Here is a 25,108-nt window from a genome sequence, read left to right on the forward strand (position 1 = left end):
CGCCGCTAACCTAAGGGAGCAAGCTCCCGTTGGTCCGCTCGACTTGCATGTATTAGGCACGCCGCCAGCGTTCGTCCTGAGCCAGGATCAAACTCTCCATGAAGTTTGATAATGACTACGCACACTCACATGTGCGATTTATTTAATGAATTAACAGGTACGTTTGTCTTGTTTAGTTTTCAAAGATCATTTCCGCTTCGTTCAGCGGCTTTAATAATATAACATCAAGCTCACATATTTGTCAATAACTTTTCTCAAAATTATTTTTTGGAGCTTTTTCATGTCGGCTGTTTATCAGCGACGAATAATAATATAACATGTTTATTCAAATCCGGTCAACCCTCTTTTTAATTTTTTTCTTAAGATGAATTATTGTTATGTTCTATTTTAAACAAGCATAGGATGAAAACAAAGCAGCATGGACAAGGAGGAGTTTTTCTGTGAACCATTTTTATGTGTGGCATATCAAACGGATTAAGCAGTTAATCATTATTATGATAGCTGCTTTTGCGACAGCAAGTTTTTTTTATGTACAAAACCTGCTCCCTCTTCCTGTGTTTTCTACAGAAGGCGGAGCAAAAGCGGTATATAGAGGAGATTCAGATACAAATGAAGTGGCCCTTACTTTTAATATCAGCTGGGGAGATCAAAAGGCCATACCTATTTTAGATACATTAAAAGCAAACGGTATTAAAGACGCGACCTTTTTTCTTTCAGCTTCATGGGCGGAACGCCATCCGGATGTCGTGGAAAGAATCCGTAAAGACGGTCATCAGATCGGGAGCATGGGCTATGCTTATAAAAACTATTCACAAATGAAGAAAAGCGAGATCAAAAAAGACTTAACAAAAGCACAAAACTCCTTTCAAAAACTCGGGCTTGACGACCTCACGCTTTTAAGGCCGCCGACCGGCCAGTTTAATAAAGACGTACTCGATGTCGCTAAACAGTACGGCTACACCGTCGTTCACTACAGTATTAACTCGGATGACTGGACGAACCCGGGGGTTCAAAAGATCGTCCAAAATGTAAATGAAACGGTGAACGCTGGCGATATCGTGCTCTTTCACGCTTCAGATTCGGCCAAACAAACAAAAGAAGCCCTGCCTGAGATCGTGCACCACCTCAGAGGCAAGGGACTCAAAAACGTAACCGTCAGCGAATTAATCGCCAATACGGATGCAAAATCATCAGAAGTAAAATAGGAACCGGTCTAAGTGCGCGCCTGAAACTTTGGCAGCATTAAAAGCTGAAAAGCGTTGCAGGCTAATAAAGGTAGCAGCATTAAATAGAGCCAGTCCTCTTCATTGACCCTTAACGCCGGGAACCACTCCATCACAGTAAAAACAAACATTAGAAATAATGCGGAAACGAACGTTTTTTTAGAGGACTGTTTTTGCTTTGCATAAGCGGCCGCAATGCCTACCGCCAAAATAAAGAGCGGCAGCCAAATATACGGAATGATGGAGCCTCCCTCTTTTTCAAAAAACAGAAAACGCAAGTAAACCAAATCAAACGCAACAAATATAATCAAAAACAGCTGAATCGAATTCCACAATGAATGAGATCTGAAGATTTCCAGTGCAAAGCGGTGAATCGTTAAGAAAATCACAAACCCCATTTGAGCAATCACGCTAAAGATCATGCCAACCCCGATAAACCAAAATAGAACAGAAAGAATCTCCAATACCTCGAATGAAAGAAACAGCTCCTGATATCTTCCCCACTCTAAGGCAAAACCGACAATACTTGTAGTCAAAGCTCCGACACCCAATACGGAAAAGAAAAATCGGACGAGATTACGGCTTTTCATTGAGACTTCCCAACCCCTAAGTAAACCGCTGTAACAGCGATATTTGTTATGTATAAATTTTTAAAAGACATTCATATTAAAGGTAAGACGAGTTTTCGAAAGGAGCTTAAGCATGTTCAAGACCACAATGCTATCGATAAGCTGTTTTCTGTTTCTATCTGTAACAGCTTGTGCTCCCACGGACCAAGCAGCTGAGATGGACTATGATCAAACCAAAAAGATGGTTGTCGATATATTAAAGACAGATGACGGAAAAAAAGCGATTCAAGAAATATTAAATGATGACAAATTAAATGAAACACTTGTAATGGATGAAAAAACGGTCAAGGAAACCGTTGAAAAAACAATGACCTCCAAAAAAGGAGCTGAATTTTGGAAAAAAGTCTTCGAAGATCCAAAATTCGCGGAAGGCTTTGCCAAAACACTTCAAAATGAACACGAAAAAGTGCTGAAAAAACTGATGAAAGATCCTGAGTACCAAAAAATGCTGATGCAGGTCATGCAGGATCCTGAAATGGCTAAAAAATACGGTGAACTAGTCAGAAGCCAGGAATTCCGAACCCACCTGCAGGAAGTCATATCCGACACCCTGACAAGCCCTCTCTACAGAAAGCAGTTTGAAGAGGAACTGAAAAAAGCTGCTTCTGAGAGCATGAAAGAAGAAATGAAAGGCGGCGAAGAAAAACAAAGTTGAGCCGCTTTTCATTCACCAAAAGCTTCTTCCGCGGAGGAAGCTTTTTAAGCTTTTGTGCAAATGCTTTCGTCGATTTTTTTGGCAATATCCAAATAAATGGCGCCGGTCGGGTGGCTTTCATCATAAACGGACGGCGCAAATTCGCTGTCATCCCAATCCGGCTGCTTCAGCGGAATTTTGCCCAGAATTGGAACGCCGAGTTCTTCTGCGAGCTTCTCGCCTCCGCCTTTGCCAAATACGTATTCTTTTTCACCTGTTTTGACGCTTTCGTAATAAGCCATATTTTCAACGATCCCCAAGATTTCATGATCGGTCTTCAAAGCCATCGCGCCCGCTCTTGCAGCGACAAACGCAGCAGTAGGATGCGGCGTCGACACGATCACCTCTTTGCAGCTTGGAAGCATGGAGTGAACATCAAGCGCTACATCGCCTGTTCCCGGTGGCAGGTCTAAGATAATATAATCGACATCTCCCCATTCAACCTCATGGAAGAAGTTATTCAGCATTTTTCCAAGCATGGGGCCTCTCCAAATGACAGGGGCATTGTCTTCAACAAAAAACCCCATCGAAATCACTTTGACCCCGAATCTTTCAACCGGCATGACCTTTTCTCCTTCGATCGTCGGCCGTACAGTGATTCCCATCATATCCGGAACGCTGAATCCGTAAATATCGGCGTCGATTAGTCCGACTTTTTTTCCGATTCGCGCCAGAGACACAGCCAAATTGACCGACACCGTCGACTTGCCGACGCCGCCTTTACCGCTTGCCACCGCTAAAAACACAGGCTGTTTTTCACTATTCAGCAGAGATTGATCCTGCCCTTGGGCAGACTCTTGATAACTCATCACGACTTCTTCAGGCAGCTCTTCAAAACGCAGGCCGACCGTCTCTGCACCGGCTTCCTTCAACCGTATGACGATTTCCTGCTGAAGCTGCATTTGTTCGGCAGACCCCGTTTTTGCGAGCGCCACCTTTACGCTGACGTGCCGCTTTTCGGGTTTTATTTTAATTTCCTTGACGGCATCCAGCTCTCTGAGCGGCTTGTGAAGAAATGGCTCGTCCAAATCGCCGACTATTTTTTTTACATCGTCTTCTCGCAACATTGATCTCACCCTTTGTTGTATTCGTTTACAAAATAAGTATAGCATATCTTTCCTTATAGTGTCTTTGACACAAAAAGAAACCCTCTTATTCAGGAGGGTCTCTGTCTTCTGTAAAGTAGCGCAATACGCCTTTATAAACGGATGCGGCGATTTTGTCCTGATATTTGGGCTTGGCCAGCTGTTTTGCCTCTTCCGGGTTAGACAAAAACCCGATTTCGACGAGGGCCCCCGGCTTTTTCACATTTTGCATCAAATAAATTCCGTGTATCCGCTTTGCCTTACGCGTCGTGTTTTCAAGATTATGTCTTAATTCATCCTGAATAAACTTGGCGGCCCGTTCGTTTTCTTCATATTGCCCGTAATAGAAGCTTTGCGCACCGCTCCATCGCGCAGAAGGAATCGCATTCAAATGGATGCTGAGGTAAAGGTCGGCTTCAGAATTGTTGATCATGTCGACCCTCTTCCGCAAGTCTTCCGCTTTCCTTCTGCTGAGTCCCTTCGTTTCTTCAGGAGCGAGATCATGATCGTCCTCCCTTGTAAGCATCACCAAGGCGCCCTGCTCCTGGAGATAGTCCCTGATTCTAAGGGATACTTCAAGTGCCACGTCTTTTTCAAGGAGTTCACCGCTTGATGCTCCTCCATCCGCGCCCCCGTGTCCAGGATCAATATAAATGATTTTGCCGCTTAGCGGAAGATTCCATGACCGCCAAGAATCATCATTGTGGAATTGATATTGAAATAAACATAATAAAACGACAAAGCCGAGTAAAAACCCGAGCCATTTTATTTTTTTCTTCATCCCTTTCCCTCCCGCTCGTCCTTACTACAAGATATGGGACAAGGAAAGGAAATATGATTCAGCTTGGCCGCACTTTTACATAAAACTTTGTTTTATCTGAGCCGAAGCTTAAAGCGTCTTTCCCGTTGACTGAAGCCTTCCTTCCACCAGCTTTGGATGAAGTATTCGCAGGCATAATAGAGCGGTTCATGAGCCGCTTGAATATTAAAAGCCTCAGACCAGCTGACCGCATATTCATAAAGCTCGTGCAGAAGCTGTTTTTCTTCTTTTTCTGAGCGGACCATCGCTCGTTGAACGGGTTCTCCGTGATAGCCGAACTTCCCGTACTCGGCTCCCAGCAAATATGCTTCAATGGCAAAATCGATGCAGCCGTCATACAAGATATCCGCGTGCTTAGAAAAAAAGTGAAAAAGAGGAGCAAAGCATTCCTCCGCAGAACTCAGCATTTTTTCCAAAGACAGCTCACGCAGAAGCTTTTTTTCCAAATTGATCTGCTTCTTTTGTTTTTCATTATTAAAAGATACGACCGTCCCCATAGAACCGCCTCCTTTTTACCTTGTATTGTGCAATCGGGAGCCGGAAATCATGCTTTTCTAAGGAAGGGAAACGGAGGAAGAAGCCGAAAATATTAGAAGAGGTGAGATGAGTGAAAGGATTATTTCAATATAATTGGGAAGTTCGACATGCGTGGTTTAAGTGGTGCCTCAGCCAGCCACAAGAGGAGCTGGTCAAGAAGCGTTCAGGCGGAATGGGAAGCATGATGAAAAATCTGTTTCATATTGTAGATGTGGAAACAAGCTGGATTTACGCCATTTTAGAAAAACCGGATATTCAACCTGATTACTCTCATTACCAAACGATTCAGCAGATCGTCCAATTTTCTGACGTGCACCGCTCCGAAATTGAAAGTGTGGTTTTCAATTATCACAGCGCATTCGAACATCTACCGGTTAAAGCGGCTTGGTCAGTTGAAACCTACACGCAAGGCGATATTTTAAGGCATTTAATCGCACACGAGATCCACCATATCGGCCAAATCTCCGTCTGGGCGAGGGAATCGGGCTCTGCTCCAGTATCCGCTTCATATGTAGGGCGGAAAGTATAACCAAAAAAACTCCCAAACCAAATGGTTTGAGAGTCTTTGAAACGCCAGAAATTAACGTTTTGAGAACTGAGGTGCACGGCGTGCGCCTTTAAGTCCGTATTTTTTACGCTCTTTCATACGTGCGTCACGAGTCAGTAGACCGGCACGTTTTAGAGTTGAACGGTATTCCGGATCTGCTTCAAGCAAAGCGCGAGCGATACCGTGACGGATTGCTCCAGCTTGACCGGATAAGCCGCCTCCATGTACGTTTACTAAAACGTCATAAGTACCAGCTGTTTCAGTCAAAGTTAATGGTTGTTTGATATCTTCGATTAGAGCTGCAGATGGGATGTGTTCGCTGATTTCACGATTATTAACGACGATACGGCCTTCTCCTGGAACTAAACGCACACGCGCTACAGAGCTTTTACGACGGCCAGTACCGTAATATTGAACCTGTGCCAAATTGGTAACCTCCTTTTTAATTAACCGCGAAGTTCGTAAACTTCAGGTTTTTGTGCTTCGTGTGGATGCTCAGAACCACGGTATACGTTCAATTTTTTGAACATTTGACGACCTAGAGAACCTTTTGGAAGCATGCCTTTGATAGCTAGCTCAAGCATTTTCTCAGGGTAGTTTGTACGCATTTCAAGAGCAGTTCTTGATTTTAATCCGCCTGGATGTTGAGTGTGACGGTAGTAGATTTTGTCCGTTAACTTTTTACCAGTTAACTCGATTTTTTCAGCGTTGATGATGATCACATGATCTCCAGTGTCAACGTGTGGTGTGTAAGTTGGTTTATGTTTTCCGCGAAGGATAGATGCAACTTCTGTAGAAAGACGTCCTAGCGTCTTGCCAGCAGCATCAACAACTAACCACTTGCGTTCAATATTACTTGCGTTAGCCATAGGTGTTGTACGCATTAAATTTCCCTCCTAAATGATCTGCCATTTTCAATAAACTTCAATTACGTTCTATTTCAAAACACAATAAGTTTCCGGGGCTTATCGTGGGGTTGAAATACATACCATATGATATCTTATAACTTTCTGTACTCTCTGTCAAGAAAATGTTACACCTGGTTTAGTTGTCATAGATAACACGCCATAAATACAAGCCGTGCGCCGGTGCAGTGCGCCCTGCGGCATCGCGGCTTCTGGCAAGAATCATCTTTTCAATGTCACCAGGGGAAAATTTGCCGGTTCCTACATCAAGAAGCGTGCCGACAATGATTCTAACCATGTTATACAAAAATCCGCTTCCCACAATTCTCATCTGCAGTCCGTCCCCTGTGTCAGACCATTCCAGTTCATGGACCGTTCTGACTTTGTCCTTCACTTCGGTTTTAGTCGCACAAAAGCTTGTGAAGTCATGGGTTCCGACCAGATAGCGGCAGGCTTCTTTGACTTTCTCCATATCAAGATCATATGGAACATGGTATGCATAGTAGCGCTTAAAAACGTCCGGATGTTTGCCCCTGTAGATCATATACCGGTATTCTTTTCTTTTCGCAGAAAACCTCGCATGAAATTGATCATCGACAGCTTCCGCCTTGTGGACCGATATATCATCAGGCAGCAGGGCATTCAAAGCATACGGCCATTTCGCCTCAGGGATGGATAGCGGACTGTCAAAATGAATCGTCTGTCCGACTGCGTGGACGCCGCTGTCGGTGCGCCCGGATGAAACGACAGGAATACGCTCCTTCGCTTTATGGAGCGTTTGCAGCGCTTTTTCAAGCTCATCCTGAACCGTTCTTTGCCCAGGCTGCACTTGGTAGCCGTAAAAAAGGTGTCCGTCATATGAAATCGTGCACTTCATTCTCATCGTCTATCACCTAAGTCCGCAATAAAATTAGCAAAACGCCAAGAACAGCTAAAATGAGGAGCACGGAAGTATCCTTCCATTTCCACGTCAGCTGCCTGTATTTTGTACGGCCTTCCCCTCCCCTGTATCCTCGCGCCTCCATCGCGGTTGCAAGCTCTTCGGCTCTTTTAAAGGCACTGACAAACAGCGGGACAAGAAGAGGAACGATCGCTTTGACACGCTCTTTCAGCGGGCCGTTCGTAAAATCGACGCCTCTTGCCATTTGCGCTTTCATGATTTTATCCGTCTCTTCGATCAGAGTCGGTATAAATCTGAGGGAGATGGACATCATGAGAGCGAGTTCATGAACAGGAAGCTTCAGTTTTTTAAACGGACCGAGCAAATGCTCCAAACCATCGGTCACTTCGATTGGAGTCGTCGTCAATGTTAAAATCGTTGTGATCATGATGAGGTAAACAAAGCGCAGCGAAATAAAAAGCCCTTGAACAAGCCCCTGCTCATAAATTTTAAACAGGCCGAGATCGGCGAGAACCGGTCCTTCCCTTGTCATAAAAATATGAAGCAGAAACGTAAACAGCACAATCCAGAACACCGGCTTCATTCCTTTTAAAAGGAATCGCACCGGAACGCCCGACAAAGCTGCGGCTGCAACCGTAAACAGGCCGAGCAATGCATATGTTTCCGTATTATTCGCGAAAAAAACGATAAAGACAAAAAGGAAAATGGTTAACAGCTTTGTACGCGGATCGAGCCGATGAATGATCGATTTCCCGGGTACATATTTGCCGATAATGATATTGTCCATCATAGAGCATTTTCCTCCTGAAAAAGAGCTTTAATTTCGGAGGCTGCTTCTTCAACCGTCAAGATCGGCGCTTTGAACGTAATGCCCAGCGTCTCTTCAAGGCGTTTTTGGAGTTTAATCGTTTCCGGCAAATCAAGCCCTAAGGCGGCGATATCGTCTTTCCTTGAAAAAAGCTCCCGCGGCGTTCCTTTTGCTTTGACCGTGCCTTTATGCATCACAATCAGTTCATCTGCATACGCTGCCGCATCTTCCATACTGTGGGTGACGAGAATCGTCGTCAGCTTCCTCTGCTTATGGAGGCTGTAGAACATGTCCATGATCTCTTTGCGGCCTCTTGGGTCAAGCCCTGCCGTCGGTTCATCGAGGACGAGAACTTCAGGCTCCATCGCCAGCACTCCCGCAATGGCGACGCGTCGCATTTGCCCGCCGCTTAGTTCAAACGGGGACCGGTCGGACAGCTCCTCATCCAAACCTACAAGCTTCAGCATTTCCCTCGCTTTTTCTTCCGCCTTCTCCCGGCTCATGCCGAAGTTGATCGGGCCGAATGCGATATCCTTTAAAATCGTTTCTTCAAACAGCTGATGTTCGGGAAACTGAAAGACAATCCCGACCTTTTTCCGCAAAGCTTTTAGGTGTTTATTCTTTTTGCCTGCTTCAAGAACGTCCTCGCCGAGGCGTATCTGTCCTTTTGTCGGTTTTAAAAGCCCGTTCAGGTGCTGAAGCAATGTCGATTTTCCCGAACCTGTATGACCGATCACAGCGACATAGCTTCCTTCTTTAATCACAGCGTTGACATCATAGATCGCCAGGCGTTCAAAAGGCGTTTTCATCTGGTATCGGTGCTCTACATCTTTGATTTCAATGTCCATAGCTCATTCACCAATCCTTCTTGTGTCAGATGATCGCCTTTCAGAGCCAGACCGCTTTCCTTCAGCATTTGGCTAAGCTGAAAAGAAAAAGGCAAATCAAGCCCGATTTTAATCAGGTCTTGATTCAGACGAAAGACTTCCTGCGGCGTGCCTTCGGCAAATTTTCTCCCGCTGTTCATGACGATGATCCGGTCGGCCTTAGCCGCTTCGTTTAAGTCATGTGTAATCGAAATGACCGTAACCATTCCTTGGTCTTTCAGCCTTCTAACCGTATCCAGCACTTCTTCCCGCCCCATCGGGTCGAGCATGGAAGTCGCTTCGTCGAGAATCATGATGTCAGGCCGGGCGGCAAGTACTCCCGCAATCGCAACACGCTGCTTTTGTCCTCCCGAGAGATGGTGCGGCTCTTGATCGAGAAATTCTTGCATGTTCACCTGTTGAACGGCCCAATCCACCCTTTCCACCATGTCTTCTCTTGGAACTCCGCTGTTTTCTAAACCAAAAGCCACATCATCGCGGACGGTTGTCCCGACAAATTGGTTATCCGGATTTTGAAACACCATGCCGACTTTTTTTCGGACATCCCAGACCGTCTCTTCCGTCAGCTTGATACCGCCGACTTCAATCGATCCTTCGTCAGGCAGGATTAGTCCGTTTAAAGCACGGGCGAGCGTCGACTTCCCTGAGCCGTTGTGACCGACGATCGCAAGCCATTCTCCTTTCGACACATGGAAAGATACGTGATCAAGTGCAGGCCTGTCTGCATCCTTCTGGTAGCGAAACGTGATATTCTCTGCAGCGATTAATCGCTCTTGATTCATTTGCCCGTCCGGCCTCCTCTCCTCTAAAGCTCTGCTTTTCTGACTATTCTTTTATCATAGAAAATTCCCCGGTATCTAAAAAAAGGGCATAGATCCAGTTAAAAACTGTCCCGCCCTTCTTTAGACACACAAAATATGTGATTAAACCAATTCGATGATAGCCATTGGTGCTCCGTCACCACGGCGAGGACCAAGCTTCATAATACGTGTGTATCCGCCTTGGCGCTCTTCATAACGAGGTGCTACATCAGAGAAAAGTTTTTGAAGTGCATCTTGGTCTTTCTCTGCATCTGCAACCTCATTGCGGATGTATGCAGCTGCTTGGCGGCGTGCGTGTAAATCTCCGCGCTTGCCAAGTGTAATCATTTTTTCTACAACAGAGCGAAGTTCTTTCGCGCGAGCTTCTGTTGTTTCAATTCTCTCGTTGATGATCAAGTCTGTTGTAAGATCACGCAGCATTGCTTTACGCTGTGCACTAGTGCGTCCTAGTTTTCTGTATGACATGTGGTGTCCCCTCCTTTATTGAAATACTCTATCTGAAATAAAAAACACACGAAAATCCTAGTTCACATGGAAACTAGTCAATCGTCTTTGCGAAGGCCAAGTCCAAGTTCTTCAAGTTTCGCTTTTACTTCTTCAAGCGACTTGCGACCCAGGTTGCGAACTTTCATCATATCTTCTTCAGTTTTGTTCGCAAGTTCTTGAACTGTATTGATTCCCGCACGCTTCAAGCAGTTGTAAGAACGGACAGAAAGATCGAGCTCTTCAATAGTCATTTCAAGAACTTTTTCTTTTTGATCCTCTTCTTTTTCAACCATAATTTCAGCATGCTGAGCTTCGTCGGTCAAACCGACAAAAATATTAAGGTGTTCAGTCAAAATCTTTGAACCAAGCGCAATTGCTTCTTTTGGTCCAGTGCTTCCATCTGTCCATACGTCAAGCGTAAGTTTGTCATAGTTTGTAATCTGACCCACACGAGTATTCTCAACTTGATAAGATACACGAGAAACCGGTGTAAAGATGGAATCAATCGGGATGACGCCAATCGGCTGATCGTCTCTTTTATTCGAGTCAGCTGGTGTATACCCGCGACCTCTTTGAGCGGTTAAGCGAACTCGAAAACTCGCATTTTGGCCAAGAGTCGCAATGTGAAGATCAGGATTCAAAATCTCAACATCACTGTCGTGGGTAATATCAGCAGCTGTTACAACTCCTTCACCCTGAACATCAATCTCAAGCGTCTTCTCTTCTTCAGAGTAGATTTTCAGTGCAAGTTTTTTAATGTTTAAGATAATCGTTGTAACATCTTCAACAACGCCTTCGATCGTCGAGAATTCATGCAGTACACCATCTATTTGGATCGATGTTACAGCGGCACCAGGGAGTGAGGATAAAAGGATACGACGTAAGGAGTTACCCAAAGTTGTACCATATCCACGCTCAAGTGGCTCTACGACAAATTTACCATACTTGGCATCGTCGCTGATTTCAACCGTTTCGATTTTTGGTTTTTCAATCTCGATCATTTCATAAAACCCTCCTTCAAAACGTCGAAACCCCGGAAAGAATTTCTCTGATTCTATCCGAAATTCCCCATTGTTTAGTCCCGTATGTGCTCAGGCAACGAGTGTGCATTCGTTTTATAAATTAACTGTATCATAACCCATTATTGACAGGGACACAAAATCTATACAAACAAATTACACGCGGCGACGTTTTGGCGGACGGCATCCGTTATGAGGAACAGGCGTTACGTCTCTGATCGCTGTAACTTCTAGTCCAGCAGCTTGAAGTGCACGAATTGCAGCTTCACGGCCGGAACCTGGTCCTTTTACAGTAACTTCAAGAGTTTTAAGTCCATGTTCGATAGAACCTTTAGCAGCTGTTTCAGCAGCCATTTGTGCAGCGAATGGAGTGGATTTTTTAGAACCTTTAAATCCTAGAGATCCGGCACTTGACCAAGAAAGAGCATTGCCATGAACATCTGTGATAGTAACAATCGTGTTGTTGAAAGTTGAACGGATATGAGCAATTCCAGCTTCAATATTCTTTTTCACGCGGCGTTTACGCGTGTTTGTTTTACGAGCAGCAGCCATTGTTTAATTACCTCCCTTGCTTATTTTTTCTTGTTAGCTACAGTACGACGCGGACCTTTACGAGTACGCGCATTATTTTTAGTATTTTGACCGCGAACAGGCAATCCGCGACGATGACGAATTCCGCGGTAGCTTCCGATTTCGATCAGACGTTTGATGTTAAGAGACACTTCACGGCGAAGGTCACCTTCAACTTTCAATTTGTCGATCACGTCACGGATTTTACCAAGTTCTTCTTCAGTCAAATCACGAACGCGAGTATCTTCAGAAACTCCAGCATCTTTTAAGATTTGCTGAGCCGTTGTACGACCGATTCCAAAGATGTATGTTAATGAAATAACAACACGCTTATCACGTGGGATATCTACACCAGCAATACGAGCCATCTCTCTCGCACCTCCTTAAAAATTATCCTTGTTTTTGTTTATGCTTTGGATTTTCACAGATCACCATTACTTTTCCTTTTCTGCGAATGACCTTACATTTTTCACAGATCGGTTTAACTGATGGTCTCACTTTCATGTGTTTCCAACCTCCTTCAATTTCCGGAGTGCTTTATTTGTAACGGTACGTAATTCTACCACGAGTTAAGTCATATGGAGATAATTCTACCGTAACTTTGTCTCCAGGTAAAATGCGAATGAAGTGCATGCGGATTTTACCAGATACGTGAGCCAAAACTGTGTGGCCATTCTCAAGTTCAACTTTGAACATTGCGTTTGGCAGCGTTTCGACTACAGTACCTTCCACTTCAATTACATCGTCTTTCGCCATTCAAGTGTTCTCCCTTCTTCAAATCAGTAACTTGCTCTCTGACAAATTTCAAAAGAGAAAATCTCAATTTTCCGTTTGTCACACGCCCTGTTTCGTTTATACTGTTCTGAACTTCCGGAGATACGCAATCATAAAAGGTTAAATGATTGATATTCTTTTTCTTAGGAGAATGAAATTTACGCTTTTCTCCGTCTGCTACCAGCACATGATGATGATCGACTATATCAATAACAACTGCGTATTGGTTCATTTCGCGGCCTCTTGTCATGCGTACGAACTGTCCAATTTCAGGTGTTTTCCGATACATCCCATTTCACCTAGGCTTTTGTCAGTATCTCAAAACCGGCATCCGTAATGGCAATCGTGTGTTCAAAGTGAGCACACTTCTTCCCGTCCACAGTTACAACCGTCCAGTTGTCAGCCAATGTTTTGACATAGCGTGTGCCTGCATTGACCATCGGCTCAATCGCCAATACCATGCCAGGCTTTAAACTCGGGCCTTTGTTCGGCGGACCGTAGTGAGGAATTTGCGGATCCTCATGCAGATCCTGCCCTACCCCGTGTCCTACATATTCCCTGACGACTGAAAATTGTTCGCTTTCGACATACGTTTGAATTGCGTGGGAAATATTCGACAAACGTTCTCCCGGTTTCGCTTCCTTCAAGCCTCTATATAAAGACTCTTCTGTCACATCCAGCAGCTTCTGATCATCATCGCTAATCGTACCCACTGGATAAGTCCATGCAGAGTCACCATGATAACCGTTCAGCTTCGCACCGATATCGATGCTGATGATGTCTCCGTCGCGAAGGACCCGGTTTCCCGGAATACCGTGCACGAGTTCTTCGTTGACCGAAACGCAAATGCTCCCGCGAAAACCATTATACCCTTTAAAAGATGGGATTGCACCTTGCTTTGTAATAAAACGTTCGGCAATTTGATCCAGTTCTTTTGTCGAGATGCCGGGTTTAATGTGCTTTTTTAGCTCCTGATGAGTTAAAGCGACAATTCGTCCAGCTTCCCGCATGATTTCGATTTCTCGGGGAGTTTTACAAATAATCATTTGTCCTGGCCTCCGAGAAGCTCCTTTATATCAGCGTAAACTTCATTGATGTGCTTCTGCCCGTCAATGTTTACGAGATATCCTTTATCCTCGTAGAAATCGAGTAAAGGCTGAGTTTGCTTCATGTTGACCTCTAACCGCGTGGATACGGTAGCTTCATTATCGTCTTCACGCTGATAAAGCTCGCCTCCACACTTGTCGCATACATTTTCTTTTGCAGGCGGATTAAAGACTAAATGATAAGTTGCACCGCAGTTTTTGCAGATTCTGCGTCCTGTCAGACGTTCCATCAATGCATCTTTATCGACTTGAATGTTGATGACATGGTCAATCGACTTGCCAAGTCCTTTAAGAATTTCCTCAAGTGCTTCTGCTTGAGCGACTGTTCTCGGAAATCCGTCCAGAAGAAAACCTCCGTCACAATCATTCTTGCCAAGTCTCTCCCTGACAATACCAATTGTCACTTCATCCGGAACTAGCTCGCCTTTATCAATGTATGATTTGGCTTCAAGTCCCAGATCCGTTTCTTCTTTCATCGCAGCGCGGAACATGTCTCCTGTTGAGATATGAGGTATCCCAAAATCTTCAACAATCCGTTCAGCCTGTGTCCCTTTACCGGCTCCAGGCAGTCCCATTAAGACTAAGTTCATTTCGGATTCCCCGTCCTCTCTATTTTAGAGGGAATGGGCGCGCCCCATTTCCTCTAGTGCTTCATAAATCCACGATAGTTTCGTTTTACCAGCTGGCTTTCAAGCTGCTTCATTGTTTCAAGTGCAACCCCGATGACAATCAGCAAACTTGTTCCGCCAATTTGTGCAGATGAAGGCAGCCCAGCAATATTAACGAACAAGACAGGAAGAATGGCAATCACGGCCAAGAATATGGAGCCTACAAATGTAAGTCGATACAAAATGCTCGTAATTCTATCTTGAGTCATTTTTCCTGGACGAACTCCCGGAATATAGCCACCTTGTTTTTTAAGATTATCGGCCATTTGCTCAGGGTTTACCTGCACAAATGCATAGAAATAGGTAAAGGCAATGATCAATGCCGCATAAACTCCCATTCCGACCGGATGCGTGTAATCAAACGTTTTTTGAATCCAATTCGTGACGTCATTGGTACCAAAGAATGTTGCCACGGTCCGCGGAGTGGTGATAAATGCTACTGCAAAGATAACCGGAATAACTCCCGCCGGGTTAACCTTCAGCGGCAAGTGTGTAGACTGGCCGCCAGGAACCGGTGAACGGCCTGAACCTTTCGCATATTGAATTGAGATTTTTCTAACTGCCTGTTGGATGAAAATAACGCCAACGACAATCGCCAAAATCGCAACCAATATAACGACAACCTTTATGATTTGCAAGAATAACTGATCTCCAGCATCTACAAACTGCTGAGCGTAGATCTGATTAATCGTCTGCGGAATGCCGGCAACGATACCGGCGAAGATGATAATGGATATTCCGTTACCAACTCCATGAGACGTAATTTGTTCTCCCAACCACATTAAAAAAGCAGTTCCAGCAGTTAGTACAATCGCAATAAGCAAATAAGTACCGACTCCAGGGTCTGTAATCAACGCGCCGCCGGCCATGTTGTTAAACCCGTAAGACATACCTAAAGCCTGGATAAATCCAAGAACGATTGTGAAGTACCTTGTGAACTGAGCTAGTTTTCGGCGACCAACTTCCCCTTGCTTAGACCATTCGGTAAACTTCGGTACAACATCCATCTGCAGGAGCTGGATGATGATTGAAGCTGTGATGTAAGGCATGATTCCCATCGCAAGAATGGAGAAGTTGAACAATGCACCGCCGCCAAATGTGTTTAGAATCCCAAATACGCTCATTTGATCCTGTGCCTTTAAAACTTCTGTGTTTACGTGCGGCACAGGAATGAACGAACCGAGACGAAAGACGATAAGCATTAAAAGAGTGAAGATAATCTTATTCCGAATATCCTTCACACGCATAAAATTGGAGATTGTCTTAAACAAGTTAGATCACCTCAGCTGTACCGCCAGCAGCCTCAATTGCTTGTTTAGCAGAAGCGGAGAATTTATTGGCTTTAACAGTTAATTTCTTTTCTAATTTACCGTCGCCAAGAATTTTCACTCCAGATTTCAACTTGCTGATTACACCTGTTTCTAAAAGAAGTTCAGGAGTAACTTCCGTCCCTTCTGCAAAGCTGTTGAGTTTGTCTAGGTTGACCACAGCGAATTCCTTGCGGTTGATGTTTGTGAAACCGCGTTTAGGAAGACGTTGGAACAAAGGCATTTGTCCACCCTCGAATCCAGGACGTACACCGCCGCCAGAACGAGCGTTTTGACCTTTATGACCTTTACCAGCTGTTTTACCGTTACCAGAACCAATACCACGACCTACGCGGTTGCGCGTTTTACGTGAACCTTCTGCGGGCTTTAATTCATGAAGTTTCATTTGGACACCTCCTTAGCCTATCGTTTATTTTTAAAGTTCTTTAACAGAAACTAAATGAGATACTTTGTTAATCATACCGCGGATTGCAGCGTTGTCTTCATGAACGACAGTTTGGTTTGTTTTCTTTAAACCGAGCGTTCTTACAGTAGTGCGCTGATCTTCCGGGCGTCCGATTACACTGCGTTTGAGGGTAATTTCTAATTTAGCCATTAATGTTCCCTCCTTATCCTAACAGTTCTTCTACAGATTTTCCACGAAGCTTCGCAACGTCCTCAGCGCGTTTCAGTTCGCTTAAACCTTGGACTGTTGCACGGATCATGTTGATCGGTGTGTTAGAACCTAAAGACTTAGAAAGGATATCAGCTACACCTGCAAGCTCAAGTACCGCACGTACTGGGCCTCCAGCGATAACTCCCGTACCTTCAGAAGCAGGTTTTAACAAGATGTTTCCTGCACCGAAACGTCCGATGATTTCGTGTGGAATTGTAGTTCCAACCATTGGTACTTCGATCAAATTCTTTTTCGCATCTTCAACAGCTTTGCGAATCGCTTCCGGAACTTCTTGTGCTTTACCAGTTCCGAAACCAACGTGACCGTTTTTGTCACCGACAACGACTAGAGCTGCGAAACGGAAACGACGACCACCTTTAACAACTTTCGCTACGCGGTTAACGGTAACTAAGCGTTCTTCTAACTCTAATTTGCTTGGGTCAATACGACGCATATTCATATGTCCCTCCTTCTTTTATTAAAATTCTAATCCAGCTTCGCGTGCAGCATCAGCTAATGCTTTTACACGTCCATGGTAAAGGTAACCGCCACGGTCGAACACGACATTTGTGATACCTTTTTCAGAAGCGCGTTTTGCAACAAGCTCTCCAACTTTTGCAGCCGCAGACGTATCGCTGCCATTTTCAGCGTTAAAGTCTTTATCAAGAGTAGATGCACTCACAAGTGTAACACCGTTCACGTCATCGATCACTTGTGCGTAAATATTTTTGTTTGAACGGAAAACATTTAGACGAGGTCTTTCAGGGGTTCCTGAAAGCTTCGCACGAACACGAGCGTGTCTTTTAAGACGTGCAGCATTCTTGCTTGTTTTCGTAATCATCTGGGTCACTCCTTTCTCACATTAAGCGGTTTTACTTAGCAGATTTACCTTCTTTACGACGAACCATTTCTCCTTCATAGCGGATCCCTTTGCCTTTGTAAGGCTCTGGAGAACGTACAGCGCGAATGTTTGCAGCGGTAGCTCCAACACGTTCTTTATCTGTACCTTTTACAACTACTTTTGTTTGAGATGGAACTTCGATTTCAATTCCGTTTTCAGGAACGATTTCTACAGGGTGAGAGTATCCAACGTTCAAAACAAGTTTGTTTCCGGATTTAGAAGCACGGTAACCGACACCGACTAATTCCAAACCTCTTTCAAAACCTTTAGATACACCTTCAACCATGTTTCCGATGATGCTGCGAGTTGTGCCATGCAGCGCACGGTGTTCTTTATTATCAGAAGGACGTTCTACAGTAAGTACATTGTCCTCAATTTTAATCTTCATATCAGGATGAAACGTACGAGTTAATTCTCCTTTTGGTCCTTTCACGGTTACAGTGTTGTCGTTCATAGTAACTGTAACGCCTGAAGGAATCTCAAGTAGCTTCTTACCTACACGAGACATACCAAACACCTCCATTCATGTTAAACTTCTTACCAAACGTATGCTAATACTTCTCCGCCAGCCTGTTTAGCGCGGGCTTCTTTATCCGTTAACACACCTTGTGATGTAGAAAGAATTGCGATTCCAAGTCCATTAAGTACGCGAGGCACTTCGTTTGACTTAGCGTAAACGCGCAGACCTGGTTTGCTGATTCTTTTAAGGCCAGTGATGACACGCTCGTTGTTTTGTCCGTATTTCAAGAAAACACGGATGATGCCTTGTTTGTTATCTTCAATGAATTCTACGTCACGGATGAAACCTTCTCTTTTCAAGATTTCAGCGATTTCTCTTTTCAACTTAGAAGCAGGAATTTCGAGCTTCTCATGACGCACCATGTTTGCATTACGAATACGAGTCAGCATATCTGCAATCGGATCTGTCATAACCATTATTTAATAACCTCCTTCCCATAAACGGGGATTACCAGCTGGCTTTTTTAACGCCAGGAATTTGTCCTTTATATGCAAGTTCACGGAAACAAATACGGCAAAGTTTAAATTTACGAATAACTGAGTGCGGACGGCCGCAGCGTTCGCAGCGAGTGTACTCTTGTACTTTAAACTTCGGTGTGCGTTTTTGTTTCGCAATCATTGACTTTTTAGCCACGATTTCGCCTCCCTTTCATTGATTATTTCTGGAATGGCATACCTAATTGAGTTAACAGTTCACGAGCTTCTTCATCAGTGTTGGCAGTCGTTACAATAACGATATCCATACCGCGAACTTTAGTTACCTTATCATAGTCAATTTCAGGGAAGATCAGCTGTTCTTTGATTCCTAGTGTGTAGTTACCGCGACCGTCAAAAGATTTTTTTGAAATTCCGCGGAAGTCACGTACACGCGGTAAAGAAACAGAAATTAGTTTATCAAGGAAATCGTACATGCGCTCTCCGCGAAGAGTTACTTTCGCACCGATTGGCATTCCTTCACGAAGACGGAATCCAGCAATAGATTTCTTCGCACGAGTAACGACAGGTTTCTGACCAGCGATAAACGTTAGTTCTTCAACAGCGCTATCGATAGCTTTAGCATTTTGAACAGCGTCACCAACACCCATGTTGATTACGATTTTTTCGATTTTAGGCACTTGCATCACAGATTTGTATTCGAACTTTTTCATTAATGCAGGTGTAATTTCTTTACTGTACTTTTCTTTAAGGCGGTTCATGAGATAGACCTCCCTTCCTTTATTACTAGTTATCTAGAACTTGCCCAGATTTTTTTGCAATACGAACTTTTTTGCCATTTTCTACTTTGTATCCTACGCGAGTCACTTCACCTGTTTTAGGATCGAGCGGCATTACGTTTGACACATGAATTGGCGCCTCTTGATTTAAAATCCCGCCTTGAGGGTTTGCTTGAGTCGGCTTTGCGTGCTTCTTCACCATGTTGACACCCTCAACAAGAACGCGGTCTTTTTTAGGGAAAGCTGCAAGGATCACACCTTGTTTCCCTTTGTCTTTACCAGAGATAACCATTACTTTATCGCCTTTTTTAACATGCATCCTGATCGCACCTCCTTAGTCCGGCATTAATATCATTAAAGTACTTCTGGAGCTAGAGAAACAATTTTCATGAAGTTGTTATCACGAAGTTCACGTGCTACAGGTCCGAAGATACGAGTTCCGCGCGGGCTTTTGTCGTCACGGATGATAACACATGCATTCTCATCGAATTTAATGTAAGATCCGTCATTTCTGCGCGCACCGCTCTTAGAACGTACGATTACAGCTCTTACGACCTCACCTTTTTTGACAACGCCTCCTGGTGTTGCTTGTTTAACCGTGCAAACAATGACATCACCAATGTTAGCTGTTTTGCGTCCAGAACCGCCAAGTACCTTGATTGTTAACACTTCACGGGCACCAGAGTTATCAGCTACTTTTAAACGAGTCTCTTGTTGAATCATTATTTGTTACCTCCCTTCGGAAAAAGGATTTCCGAACTTTATTAGATAATAACAGCTTCTTCGACAACTTCAACTAGACGAAAACGTTTAGTCGCAGATAATGGACGAGTTTCCATGATCTTTACAATGTCACCGATTTTAGCTTGATTATTTTCATCATGTGCTTTGAATTTTTTAGAGTACTTTACGCGCTTACCGTAGAGTGAATGTTTTTTGTAAGTTTCTACAACAACTGTGATGGTTTTATCCATTTTGTCAGAAACAACACGTCCTTGGTAGACTTTGCGCTGATTGCGTTCGCTCATGTTTTAGAGAACCTCCCTCCGGAATTATTTGTTGGCAGCAATTTCTCTTTCCCGAATCACAGTTTTCATGCGCGCGATTGACTTGCGCACTTCACGAATGCGAGCAGTATTTTCAAGTTGTCCTGTCGCTAATTGAAAGCGAAGATTGAAAAGTTCTTCTTTAAGAGACTTTACTTTTTGTTCAATTTCAGCAGTGGTAAGGTCACGAATTTCATTAGCTTTCATTTGATTCACCACCAATTTCTTCACGTTTTACGAACTTCGTTTTAATTGGCAATTTGTGAGATGCAAGACGAAGAGCTTCACGAGCGACTTCCTCAGACACACCAGAAATTTCAAATAAAACTTTGCCCGGTTTTACAACAGCTACCCATCCTTCAGGAGCACCTTTACCGGAACCCATCCGAACCTCTAGAGGCTTAGCTGTATAAGGCTTAGAAGGGAAAATTTTGATCCAAACTTTACCGCCACGTTTCATGTAACGAGTCATCGCAATACGAGCTGCTTCGATTTGGCGGTTTGTGATCCAAGAAGCTTCTTGAGCTTGGATACCGTATTCACCGAAATGCACTTCCGTGCCGCCTTTCGCACGGCCGCGCATTTTTCCGCGATGCTCTCTGCGATATTTAACGCGTTTTGGCATTAACATATTATTTTCCTCCTTCCTCAGTTTTCTTCTTAGTAGGAAGAACCTCTCCACGATAGATCCAGACTTTTACACCAAGCTTGCCGTAAGTTGTGTCGGCTTCAGATGTAGCATAGTCGATGTCTGCACGCAAAGTGTGCAATGGAACAGTTCCTTCACTGTAGTATTCAGAACGAGCGATGTCAGCTCCGCCAAGACGACCGGATACCATTGTTTTCACACCTTGTGCACCAGCGCGCATTGTGCGTTGGATTTGTTGCTTTTGCGCACGACGGAATGAAATACGGTTTTCCAATTGACGAGCAATGTTATCAGCAACTAGCTGAGCATCAAGATCAGCTCTCTTGATTTCAAGAATGTTAATGTGTACACGCTTGCCAGTAAGGCTGTTAAGGGCTTTGCGAAGCGCTTCGACTTCAGAGCCGCCTTTACCGATAACCATACCAGGCTTAGCTGTGTGGATCGTAATATTTACACGGTTTGCCGCACGCTCAATTTCCACTTTAGAAACAGAAGCGTCAGACAGGCGTTGATTAATAAATTCACGGATTTTTAGATCTTCGTGAAGGAAGTCAGCGTAATCTTTACCAGCGTACCACTTAGATTCCCAATCACGTATAACCCCAATACGAAGACCGACTGGATTTACCTTTTGACCCACGAGTTATCCCTCCTTCTTTTCTGATACAACGATAGTAATGTGGCTCGTACGTTTGTTGATTTGGCTTGCACGTCCCATAGCGCGCGGACGGAATCTTTTCAACGTCGGGCCTTCGTTTACGTAAGCTTGAGTAACTACCAGGTTGTTTGCATCCATTTCGTAGTTGTGCTCAGCGTTAGCGATAGCAGATTTTAAAACTTTTTCAATAATCGGGGAAGCAGCTTTTGGCGTAAGGTTTAAGATCGATACTGCTTCACCTACTTGCTTGCCTCGAATCAGGTCCATTACTAGACGTGCCTTACGAGGAGCAATACGGACTGTTCTTGCGACAGCTTTAGCTTGTTGCATTTAAAAGCCTCCTCTCATTAGCGTCTTGTTTTTTTGTCATCACTAGCATGACCTTTGTAAGTACGAGTCGGTGCGAATTCACCCAACTTGTGACCTACCATATCTTCAGAGATGTAAACAGGCACATGTTTGCGTCCATCATAGACTGCGATTGTGTGACCGATAAATTGCGGGAAAATAGTAGAACGGCGAGACCAAGTTTTCACAACTTGTTTCTTATCCGTTTCATTTAATTTCTCGATTTTTGTCATTAGATGATCATCGACAAATGGTCCTTTTTTTAAGCTGCGAGCCATTTTGGAACCTCCCTTCGTGATTGCACTACGGTCCGATACGAACCGTAGACAACCCCGTTATTTATTTTTACGACGACGTACGATGAATTTATCTGATTTGTTCTTTTTCTTACGAGTTTTGAATCCAAGAGTTGGTTTACCCCATGGAGACATAGGTGATTTACGTCCGATTGGCGCGCGTCCTTCACCACCACCGTGCGGGTGATCGTTAGGGTTCATAACAGAACCGCGAACTGTAGGACGGATGCCTTTCCAGCGTGAACGTCCTGCTTTACCGATGTTGATCAGTTCATGCTGTTCGTTACCCACTTGACCGATTGTTGCGCGGCAAGCTGAAAGAATCATGCGAACTTCACCAGAGTTCAGACGTACAAGAACGTACTTTCCTTCTTTACCAAGAACTTGGGCAGATGTACCAGCTGAACGTACAAGCTGTCCGCCTTTTCCAGGTTTTAATTCAATGTTGTGCACAACTGTACCAACAGGGATGTTGATCAGCGGAAGTGCGTTACCTACTTTAATGTCAGCTTCTGGACCTGACATAATTTCAGTACCTACTTGAAGGCCCTTAGGAGCCAGGATGTAGCGTTTTTCTCCGTCTACATAGTTAATTAGAGCAATGTTAGCTGAACGGTTTGGATCGTACTCAACTGTAGCAACGCGTCCAGGTATACCATCTTTATCGCGTTTGAAGTCGATAATACGGTATTGGCGTTTATGTCCGCCGCCTTGATGACGTACAGTTAATTTACCTTGGTTGTTGCGTCCGCCTTTTTTGTGAAGCGGAGAAAGCAAGGATTTTTCCGGCTGATCTGTCGTGATTTCTGCGAAATCAGAAGTTGTCATGCCGCGACGTCCGTTAGAGGTCGGTTTGTACTTTTTAATCGCCATTTTGAATTTCCCTCCTTCTTTTCACAAATAATTAAGCTTCAAAAATTTCGATTTCTTTGCTGTCTTCAGTAAGCTTGACAATCGCTTTTCTGCGTTTGTTCGTCATACCAGAGTAGCGGCCGACACGTTTGAATTTCCCTTTGTAGTTCATGATGTTGACTTTTTCAACCTTCACTCCAAAGATTTGTTCAACAGCGTCTTTCACTTCTGTTTTGTTGGCTTTTACGTCTACTTCAAACGTATACTTCTTTTCAGTCATTAAATCAGCAGAACGTTCAGTAATGACGGGGCGCTTTAGAACATCACGAGGATCTTTCATTATGCAAGCACCTCCTCTACTTTTTCAACCGCTGCTTTTGTCATCACAAGCTTCTCGTGACCGACAACATCGAGGACGTTGATTCCGTTAGCTTCAACAACAGTAACTCCTGGAAGGTTGCGAGCAGATAGTTCAACTGTCTCGTTTGCATCCGCAGTTACGATTAAAGCTTTCTTCTCGATAGACAGACCTTTAAGGATAACTGCCATTTCTTTTGTCTTAACCGCATCAAGAGTAAGATCTTCAAGAACGATCAAGTTGTTGTCATTCACTTTAGAAGACAATGCTGATTTGATAGCCAAGCGGCGAACTTTTTTCGGTAATTTATATGCATAGCTGCGTGGTGTAGGACCGAATACGATACCACCTCCGCGCCATTGCGGTGAACGGATAGATCCCTGACGAGCACGGCCGGTACCTTTTTGACGCCAAGGTTTACGACCTCCGCCACGTACTTCAGAACGATTTTTTACTTTATGAGTTCCTTGACGTAAGGAAGCTCTTTGCATAAGAATAGCGTCGAATACTACGCTCTCATTTGGCTCGATTCCAAATACAGAGTCGTTTAATTCGATATCACCAGCAGTAGAACCGTTTTGGTTATATAAAGCTACTTTTGGCATGATCAATTTCCTCCTTTCCTAAGAGAATTATTTAGATTTAACAGCACTTTTAACAGTGACTAGTGATTTTTTTGCACCAGGAACGTTACCTTTAACTAAAAGAAGGTTGCGCTCTGCATCCACTTTTACGATTTCAAGGTTTTGAACAGTGATTTGCTCTCCGCCCATACGTCCAGGCAACAGTTTACCTTTGAATACACGGTTAGGGTCTACCGGTCCCATTGAACCAGGACGACGATGGTAGCGTGAACCGTGAGACATAGGTCCGCGAGATTGTCCGTGGCGTTTGATAGCGCCTTGGAAACCTTTACCTTTCGATGTTCCTGTTACATCTACGACTTCTCCGTTAGAGAAAATATCAACTTTGACTTCCTGACCAACTTCATACGCACCCATATCCACTCCGCGTAATTCCTTAACGAAGCGCTTAGGAGCAGTTTCCGCTTTTGCAACGTGTCCTTTTTCCGGTTTGTTGGCAAGCTTCTCACGCTTGTCGTCAAAACCGATCTGAATCGCTTCATAGCCGTCGTTTTCAGAAGTTTTCTTCTGAAGTACAACGTTAGGAGCAGCTTCAATAACAGTTACCGGAATAAGATCACCGTTTTCTGCGAAAACTTGCGTCATACCAATTTTTCTTCCTAAGATTCCTTTGGTCATTCGTCACACCTCCTATAAAGATCATTCTATATTTTAGATTAAAGTTTAATTTCGATATCGACACCAGATGGTAAATCTAATCGCATTAGAGCATCGACAGTTTGTGGTGTTGGGTTCACAATGTCGATTAAACGTTTATGTGTACGCATTTCAAATTGCTCACGAGAATCTTTGTATTTGTGCACCGCACGAAGGATTGTGTAAACTGATTTCTCAGTTGGCAACGGAATCGGACCAGAAACGCTGGCTCCGGAACGTTTAGCCGTTTCAACAATCTTCTCAGCAGATTGATCAAGGATTCTATGATCATACGCTTTTAAACGAATACGAATTTTTTGTTTTGCCATTATTTTCCCTCCTTTTCGCCTACTTACATTAGACAATTCTCCGTGAGAAAAACCTGAATCACCTTGCCATGGCAAAGCGGCCGGGTGTGTCAGCAACCTCTCACTTCATCGCAGTCAAAGACCAACATGCACTATTATACAAAATTTATAGGCATGTTGCAAGGTAATATTGAATATTACCGGCTTTTGCACACT

At 44.0% G+C, this 25,108-nt stretch carries 44 protein-coding genes and 1 rRNA gene; 3 read left to right on the top strand and 42 right to left on the bottom strand.

Annotation, left to right across the window (positions count from 1 at the left end):
- Positions 1-103, bottom strand: a 16S ribosomal RNA gene (locus BTA31_RS21490); the annotation flags it as partial.
- A 337-nt stretch (positions 104-440) separates the two neighbouring features.
- On the opposite strand from BTA31_RS21490, the gene pdaB reads away from it, so the two are divergent.
- Positions 441-1,205, top strand: a complete 765-nt coding sequence (gene pdaB / locus BTA31_RS21495) for a polysaccharide deacetylase family sporulation protein PdaB (protein WP_043925529.1) — start codon at positions 441-443, stop codon at positions 1,203-1,205.
- A gap of 8 nt (positions 1,206-1,213) precedes the next feature.
- Here the strand turns inward: pdaB and BTA31_RS21500 are convergent, their stop codons facing one another.
- The gene (locus BTA31_RS21500; RefSeq protein ID WP_076794159.1) at positions 1,214-1,813 is read right to left on the bottom strand and encodes a KinB-signaling pathway activation protein; all 600 of its coding nucleotides are present in this window, start codon (positions 1,811-1,813) and stop codon (positions 1,214-1,216) included.
- Positions 1,814-1,925: 112 nt separating this feature from the next.
- Between BTA31_RS21500 and gerD the strand changes: the two genes are divergently transcribed.
- The gene (gene gerD / locus BTA31_RS21505) at positions 1,926-2,507 is read left to right on the top strand and encodes a spore germination lipoprotein GerD (RefSeq protein ID WP_043925527.1); all 582 of its coding nucleotides are present in this window, start codon (positions 1,926-1,928) and stop codon (positions 2,505-2,507) included.
- Between the two features lie 44 nt (positions 2,508-2,551).
- Here gerD and BTA31_RS21510 read toward each other — a convergent pair whose 3' ends face one another.
- The 3 genes from BTA31_RS21510 to BTA31_RS21520 all read right to left on the bottom strand — a co-directional run bounded on the left by BTA31_RS21510 (position 2,552) and on the right by BTA31_RS21520 (position 4,948).
- On the bottom strand, positions 2,552-3,613 hold the full coding sequence (locus BTA31_RS21510) for an Mrp/NBP35 family ATP-binding protein (RefSeq protein ID WP_076794161.1): 1,062 nt from the start codon (positions 3,611-3,613) through the stop codon (positions 2,552-2,554).
- Between the two features lie 85 nt (positions 3,614-3,698).
- Positions 3,699-4,412: an N-acetylmuramoyl-L-alanine amidase CwlD gene (gene cwlD / locus BTA31_RS21515; protein ID WP_043925525.1), complete on the bottom strand. Its 714-nt coding sequence runs from the start codon at positions 4,410-4,412 to the stop codon at positions 3,699-3,701.
- Between the two features lie 92 nt (positions 4,413-4,504).
- Positions 4,505-4,948: a YbaK family protein gene (locus tag BTA31_RS21520; RefSeq protein WP_076794164.1), complete on the bottom strand. Its 444-nt coding sequence runs from the start codon at positions 4,946-4,948 to the stop codon at positions 4,505-4,507.
- A gap of 110 nt (positions 4,949-5,058) precedes the next feature.
- Here BTA31_RS21520 and BTA31_RS21525 point away from each other — a divergent pair, with 110 nt between their 5' ends.
- Entirely contained in the window at positions 5,059-5,517 is a 459-nt protein-coding gene (locus BTA31_RS21525) for a DinB family protein (RefSeq protein ID WP_076794167.1), read from the top strand.
- 51 nt (positions 5,518-5,568) lie between these two features.
- Here BTA31_RS21525 and rpsI read toward each other — a convergent pair whose 3' ends face one another.
- From rpsI to rpsJ, 37 genes are all read right to left on the bottom strand, one after another.
- Positions 5,569-5,961, bottom strand: a complete 393-nt coding sequence (gene rpsI / locus BTA31_RS21530; RefSeq protein ID WP_006640345.1) for a 30S ribosomal protein S9 — start codon at positions 5,959-5,961, stop codon at positions 5,569-5,571.
- Between the two features lie 20 nt (positions 5,962-5,981).
- Positions 5,982-6,419: a 50S ribosomal protein L13 gene (rplM, locus tag BTA31_RS21535; protein ID WP_020449881.1), complete on the bottom strand. Its 438-nt coding sequence runs from the start codon at positions 6,417-6,419 to the stop codon at positions 5,982-5,984.
- 160 nt (positions 6,420-6,579) lie between these two features.
- Entirely contained in the window at positions 6,580-7,323 is a 744-nt protein-coding gene (gene truA / locus BTA31_RS21540) for a tRNA pseudouridine(38-40) synthase TruA (RefSeq protein WP_076794169.1), read from the bottom strand.
- A 10-nt stretch (positions 7,324-7,333) separates the two neighbouring features.
- On the bottom strand, positions 7,334-8,131 hold the full coding sequence (locus tag BTA31_RS21545; RefSeq protein ID WP_076794171.1) for an energy-coupling factor transporter transmembrane component T family protein: 798 nt from the start codon (positions 8,129-8,131) through the stop codon (positions 7,334-7,336).
- Positions 8,128-8,997, bottom strand: coding sequence for an energy-coupling factor ABC transporter ATP-binding protein (locus tag BTA31_RS21550; protein WP_043925520.1), 870 nt, complete (start codon positions 8,995-8,997; stop codon positions 8,128-8,130). Before BTA31_RS21550 ends, BTA31_RS21545 begins: the two co-directional genes overlap by 4 nt.
- The gene (locus BTA31_RS21555) at positions 8,973-9,818 is read right to left on the bottom strand and encodes an energy-coupling factor ABC transporter ATP-binding protein (RefSeq protein ID WP_076794174.1); all 846 of its coding nucleotides are present in this window, start codon (positions 9,816-9,818) and stop codon (positions 8,973-8,975) included. Before BTA31_RS21555 ends, BTA31_RS21550 begins: the two co-directional genes overlap by 25 nt.
- A gap of 141 nt (positions 9,819-9,959) precedes the next feature.
- The gene (gene rplQ, locus BTA31_RS21560) at positions 9,960-10,322 is read right to left on the bottom strand and encodes a 50S ribosomal protein L17 (RefSeq protein WP_020449876.1); all 363 of its coding nucleotides are present in this window, start codon (positions 10,320-10,322) and stop codon (positions 9,960-9,962) included.
- 77 nt (positions 10,323-10,399) lie between these two features.
- Positions 10,400-11,344: a DNA-directed RNA polymerase subunit alpha gene (locus BTA31_RS21565; protein ID WP_043925518.1), complete on the bottom strand. Its 945-nt coding sequence runs from the start codon at positions 11,342-11,344 to the stop codon at positions 10,400-10,402.
- Between the two features lie 174 nt (positions 11,345-11,518).
- On the bottom strand, positions 11,519-11,914 hold the full coding sequence (gene rpsK / locus BTA31_RS21570; RefSeq protein WP_043925517.1) for a 30S ribosomal protein S11: 396 nt from the start codon (positions 11,912-11,914) through the stop codon (positions 11,519-11,521).
- A gap of 20 nt (positions 11,915-11,934) precedes the next feature.
- Positions 11,935-12,300, bottom strand: a complete 366-nt coding sequence (gene rpsM / locus BTA31_RS21575; RefSeq protein ID WP_043925516.1) for a 30S ribosomal protein S13 — start codon at positions 12,298-12,300, stop codon at positions 11,935-11,937.
- A 22-nt stretch (positions 12,301-12,322) separates the two neighbouring features.
- Positions 12,323-12,436 (bottom strand): 50S ribosomal protein L36, encoded by a 114-nt coding sequence (rpmJ, locus tag BTA31_RS21580; RefSeq protein ID WP_003156543.1) that lies wholly within the window; start codon positions 12,434-12,436, stop codon positions 12,323-12,325.
- A gap of 33 nt (positions 12,437-12,469) precedes the next feature.
- Positions 12,470-12,688 carry a translation initiation factor IF-1 gene (infA, locus tag BTA31_RS21585; protein ID WP_003178377.1) on the bottom strand — a complete coding sequence of 73 codons (219 nt, stop codon included), beginning with the start codon at positions 12,686-12,688 and terminating at the stop codon, positions 12,470-12,472.
- Positions 12,666-12,995 (bottom strand): KOW domain-containing RNA-binding protein, encoded by a 330-nt coding sequence (locus tag BTA31_RS21590; RefSeq protein ID WP_003178375.1) that lies wholly within the window; start codon positions 12,993-12,995, stop codon positions 12,666-12,668. Before BTA31_RS21590 ends, infA begins: the two co-directional genes overlap by 23 nt.
- 10 nt (positions 12,996-13,005) lie before the next feature.
- Complete coding sequence (gene map, locus BTA31_RS21595; RefSeq protein ID WP_076794176.1) at positions 13,006-13,752, bottom strand: type I methionyl aminopeptidase; 747 nt, start codon at positions 13,750-13,752, stop codon at positions 13,006-13,008.
- On the bottom strand, positions 13,749-14,402 hold the full coding sequence (locus BTA31_RS21600) for an adenylate kinase (protein WP_043925514.1): 654 nt from the start codon (positions 14,400-14,402) through the stop codon (positions 13,749-13,751). The genes map and BTA31_RS21600 overlap by 4 nt, the downstream gene beginning before the upstream one ends.
- Positions 14,403-14,455: 53 nt before the next feature.
- Positions 14,456-15,751: a preprotein translocase subunit SecY gene (gene secY / locus BTA31_RS21605; protein WP_043925513.1), complete on the bottom strand. Its 1,296-nt coding sequence runs from the start codon at positions 15,749-15,751 to the stop codon at positions 14,456-14,458.
- A gap of 1 nt (position 15,752) precedes the next feature.
- The gene (gene rplO / locus BTA31_RS21610) at positions 15,753-16,193 is read right to left on the bottom strand and encodes a 50S ribosomal protein L15 (RefSeq protein WP_003178364.1); all 441 of its coding nucleotides are present in this window, start codon (positions 16,191-16,193) and stop codon (positions 15,753-15,755) included.
- Between the two features lie 30 nt (positions 16,194-16,223).
- Positions 16,224-16,403 carry a 50S ribosomal protein L30 gene (gene rpmD, locus BTA31_RS21615; protein WP_043925512.1) on the bottom strand — a complete coding sequence of 60 codons (180 nt, stop codon included), beginning with the start codon at positions 16,401-16,403 and terminating at the stop codon, positions 16,224-16,226.
- A 13-nt stretch (positions 16,404-16,416) separates the two neighbouring features.
- Complete coding sequence (gene rpsE, locus BTA31_RS21620; RefSeq protein WP_023855910.1) at positions 16,417-16,917, bottom strand: 30S ribosomal protein S5; 501 nt, start codon at positions 16,915-16,917, stop codon at positions 16,417-16,419.
- 24 nt (positions 16,918-16,941) lie between these two features.
- Positions 16,942-17,304, bottom strand: coding sequence for a 50S ribosomal protein L18 (rplR, locus tag BTA31_RS21625; protein WP_043925511.1), 363 nt, complete (start codon positions 17,302-17,304; stop codon positions 16,942-16,944).
- Positions 17,305-17,335: 31 nt separating this feature from the next.
- Entirely contained in the window at positions 17,336-17,872 is a 537-nt protein-coding gene (gene rplF, locus BTA31_RS21630) for a 50S ribosomal protein L6 (RefSeq protein ID WP_043925510.1), read from the bottom strand.
- Positions 17,873-17,901: 29 nt separating this feature from the next.
- On the bottom strand, positions 17,902-18,300 hold the full coding sequence (rpsH, locus tag BTA31_RS21635) for a 30S ribosomal protein S8 (RefSeq protein WP_003178355.1): 399 nt from the start codon (positions 18,298-18,300) through the stop codon (positions 17,902-17,904).
- A 31-nt stretch (positions 18,301-18,331) separates the two neighbouring features.
- Positions 18,332-18,517, bottom strand: a complete 186-nt coding sequence (gene rpsN / locus BTA31_RS21640) for a 30S ribosomal protein S14 (protein WP_003178353.1) — start codon at positions 18,515-18,517, stop codon at positions 18,332-18,334.
- Positions 18,518-18,539: 22 nt separating this feature from the next.
- Positions 18,540-19,079 (bottom strand): 50S ribosomal protein L5, encoded by a 540-nt coding sequence (rplE, locus tag BTA31_RS21645; protein WP_043925509.1) that lies wholly within the window; start codon positions 19,077-19,079, stop codon positions 18,540-18,542.
- A 25-nt stretch (positions 19,080-19,104) separates the two neighbouring features.
- On the bottom strand, positions 19,105-19,416 hold the full coding sequence (rplX, locus tag BTA31_RS21650; RefSeq protein ID WP_043925508.1) for a 50S ribosomal protein L24: 312 nt from the start codon (positions 19,414-19,416) through the stop codon (positions 19,105-19,107).
- 35 nt (positions 19,417-19,451) lie between these two features.
- Positions 19,452-19,820 (bottom strand): 50S ribosomal protein L14, encoded by a 369-nt coding sequence (rplN, locus tag BTA31_RS21655; RefSeq protein ID WP_020449864.1) that lies wholly within the window; start codon positions 19,818-19,820, stop codon positions 19,452-19,454.
- A 41-nt stretch (positions 19,821-19,861) separates the two neighbouring features.
- Positions 19,862-20,125, bottom strand: coding sequence for a 30S ribosomal protein S17 (gene rpsQ / locus BTA31_RS21660; RefSeq protein ID WP_003178345.1), 264 nt, complete (start codon positions 20,123-20,125; stop codon positions 19,862-19,864).
- Between the two features lie 24 nt (positions 20,126-20,149).
- Positions 20,150-20,350: a 50S ribosomal protein L29 gene (rpmC, locus tag BTA31_RS21665; protein WP_003178343.1), complete on the bottom strand. Its 201-nt coding sequence runs from the start codon at positions 20,348-20,350 to the stop codon at positions 20,150-20,152.
- Complete coding sequence (rplP, locus tag BTA31_RS21670; protein WP_006640324.1) at positions 20,340-20,774, bottom strand: 50S ribosomal protein L16; 435 nt, start codon at positions 20,772-20,774, stop codon at positions 20,340-20,342. Before rplP ends, rpmC begins: the two co-directional genes overlap by 11 nt.
- Position 20,775: 1 nt before the next feature.
- Positions 20,776-21,432 carry a 30S ribosomal protein S3 gene (gene rpsC, locus BTA31_RS21675; RefSeq protein ID WP_023855912.1) on the bottom strand — a complete coding sequence of 219 codons (657 nt, stop codon included), beginning with the start codon at positions 21,430-21,432 and terminating at the stop codon, positions 20,776-20,778.
- Between the two features lie 3 nt (positions 21,433-21,435).
- Complete coding sequence (rplV, locus tag BTA31_RS21680; RefSeq protein WP_020449862.1) at positions 21,436-21,780, bottom strand: 50S ribosomal protein L22; 345 nt, start codon at positions 21,778-21,780, stop codon at positions 21,436-21,438.
- A 17-nt stretch (positions 21,781-21,797) separates the two neighbouring features.
- A complete protein-coding gene (rpsS, locus tag BTA31_RS21685; RefSeq protein ID WP_006640321.1) occupies positions 21,798-22,076 on the bottom strand; it encodes a 30S ribosomal protein S19 in 279 nt (92 codons plus the stop codon).
- Positions 22,077-22,133: 57 nt separating this feature from the next.
- Entirely contained in the window at positions 22,134-22,967 is an 834-nt protein-coding gene (gene rplB, locus BTA31_RS21690) for a 50S ribosomal protein L2 (RefSeq protein ID WP_043925507.1), read from the bottom strand.
- Positions 22,968-22,998: 31 nt separating this feature from the next.
- On the bottom strand, positions 22,999-23,286 hold the full coding sequence (gene rplW, locus BTA31_RS21695) for a 50S ribosomal protein L23 (RefSeq protein WP_003178328.1): 288 nt from the start codon (positions 23,284-23,286) through the stop codon (positions 22,999-23,001).
- Entirely contained in the window at positions 23,286-23,909 is a 624-nt protein-coding gene (rplD, locus tag BTA31_RS21700) for a 50S ribosomal protein L4 (protein WP_043925506.1), read from the bottom strand. The genes rplW and rplD overlap by 1 nt, the downstream gene beginning before the upstream one ends.
- 27 nt (positions 23,910-23,936) lie before the next feature.
- Positions 23,937-24,566, bottom strand: coding sequence for a 50S ribosomal protein L3 (gene rplC / locus BTA31_RS21705; protein ID WP_076794179.1), 630 nt, complete (start codon positions 24,564-24,566; stop codon positions 23,937-23,939).
- Between the two features lie 38 nt (positions 24,567-24,604).
- Positions 24,605-24,913, bottom strand: coding sequence for a 30S ribosomal protein S10 (gene rpsJ / locus BTA31_RS21710; protein ID WP_003156464.1), 309 nt, complete (start codon positions 24,911-24,913; stop codon positions 24,605-24,607).
- Between the last annotated feature and the right edge of the window lie 195 nt (positions 24,914-25,108).

Source organism: Bacillus haynesii, from assembly GCF_001969855.1.
GTDB classification, from domain to species: domain Bacteria; phylum Bacillota; class Bacilli; order Bacillales; family Bacillaceae; genus Bacillus; species Bacillus haynesii.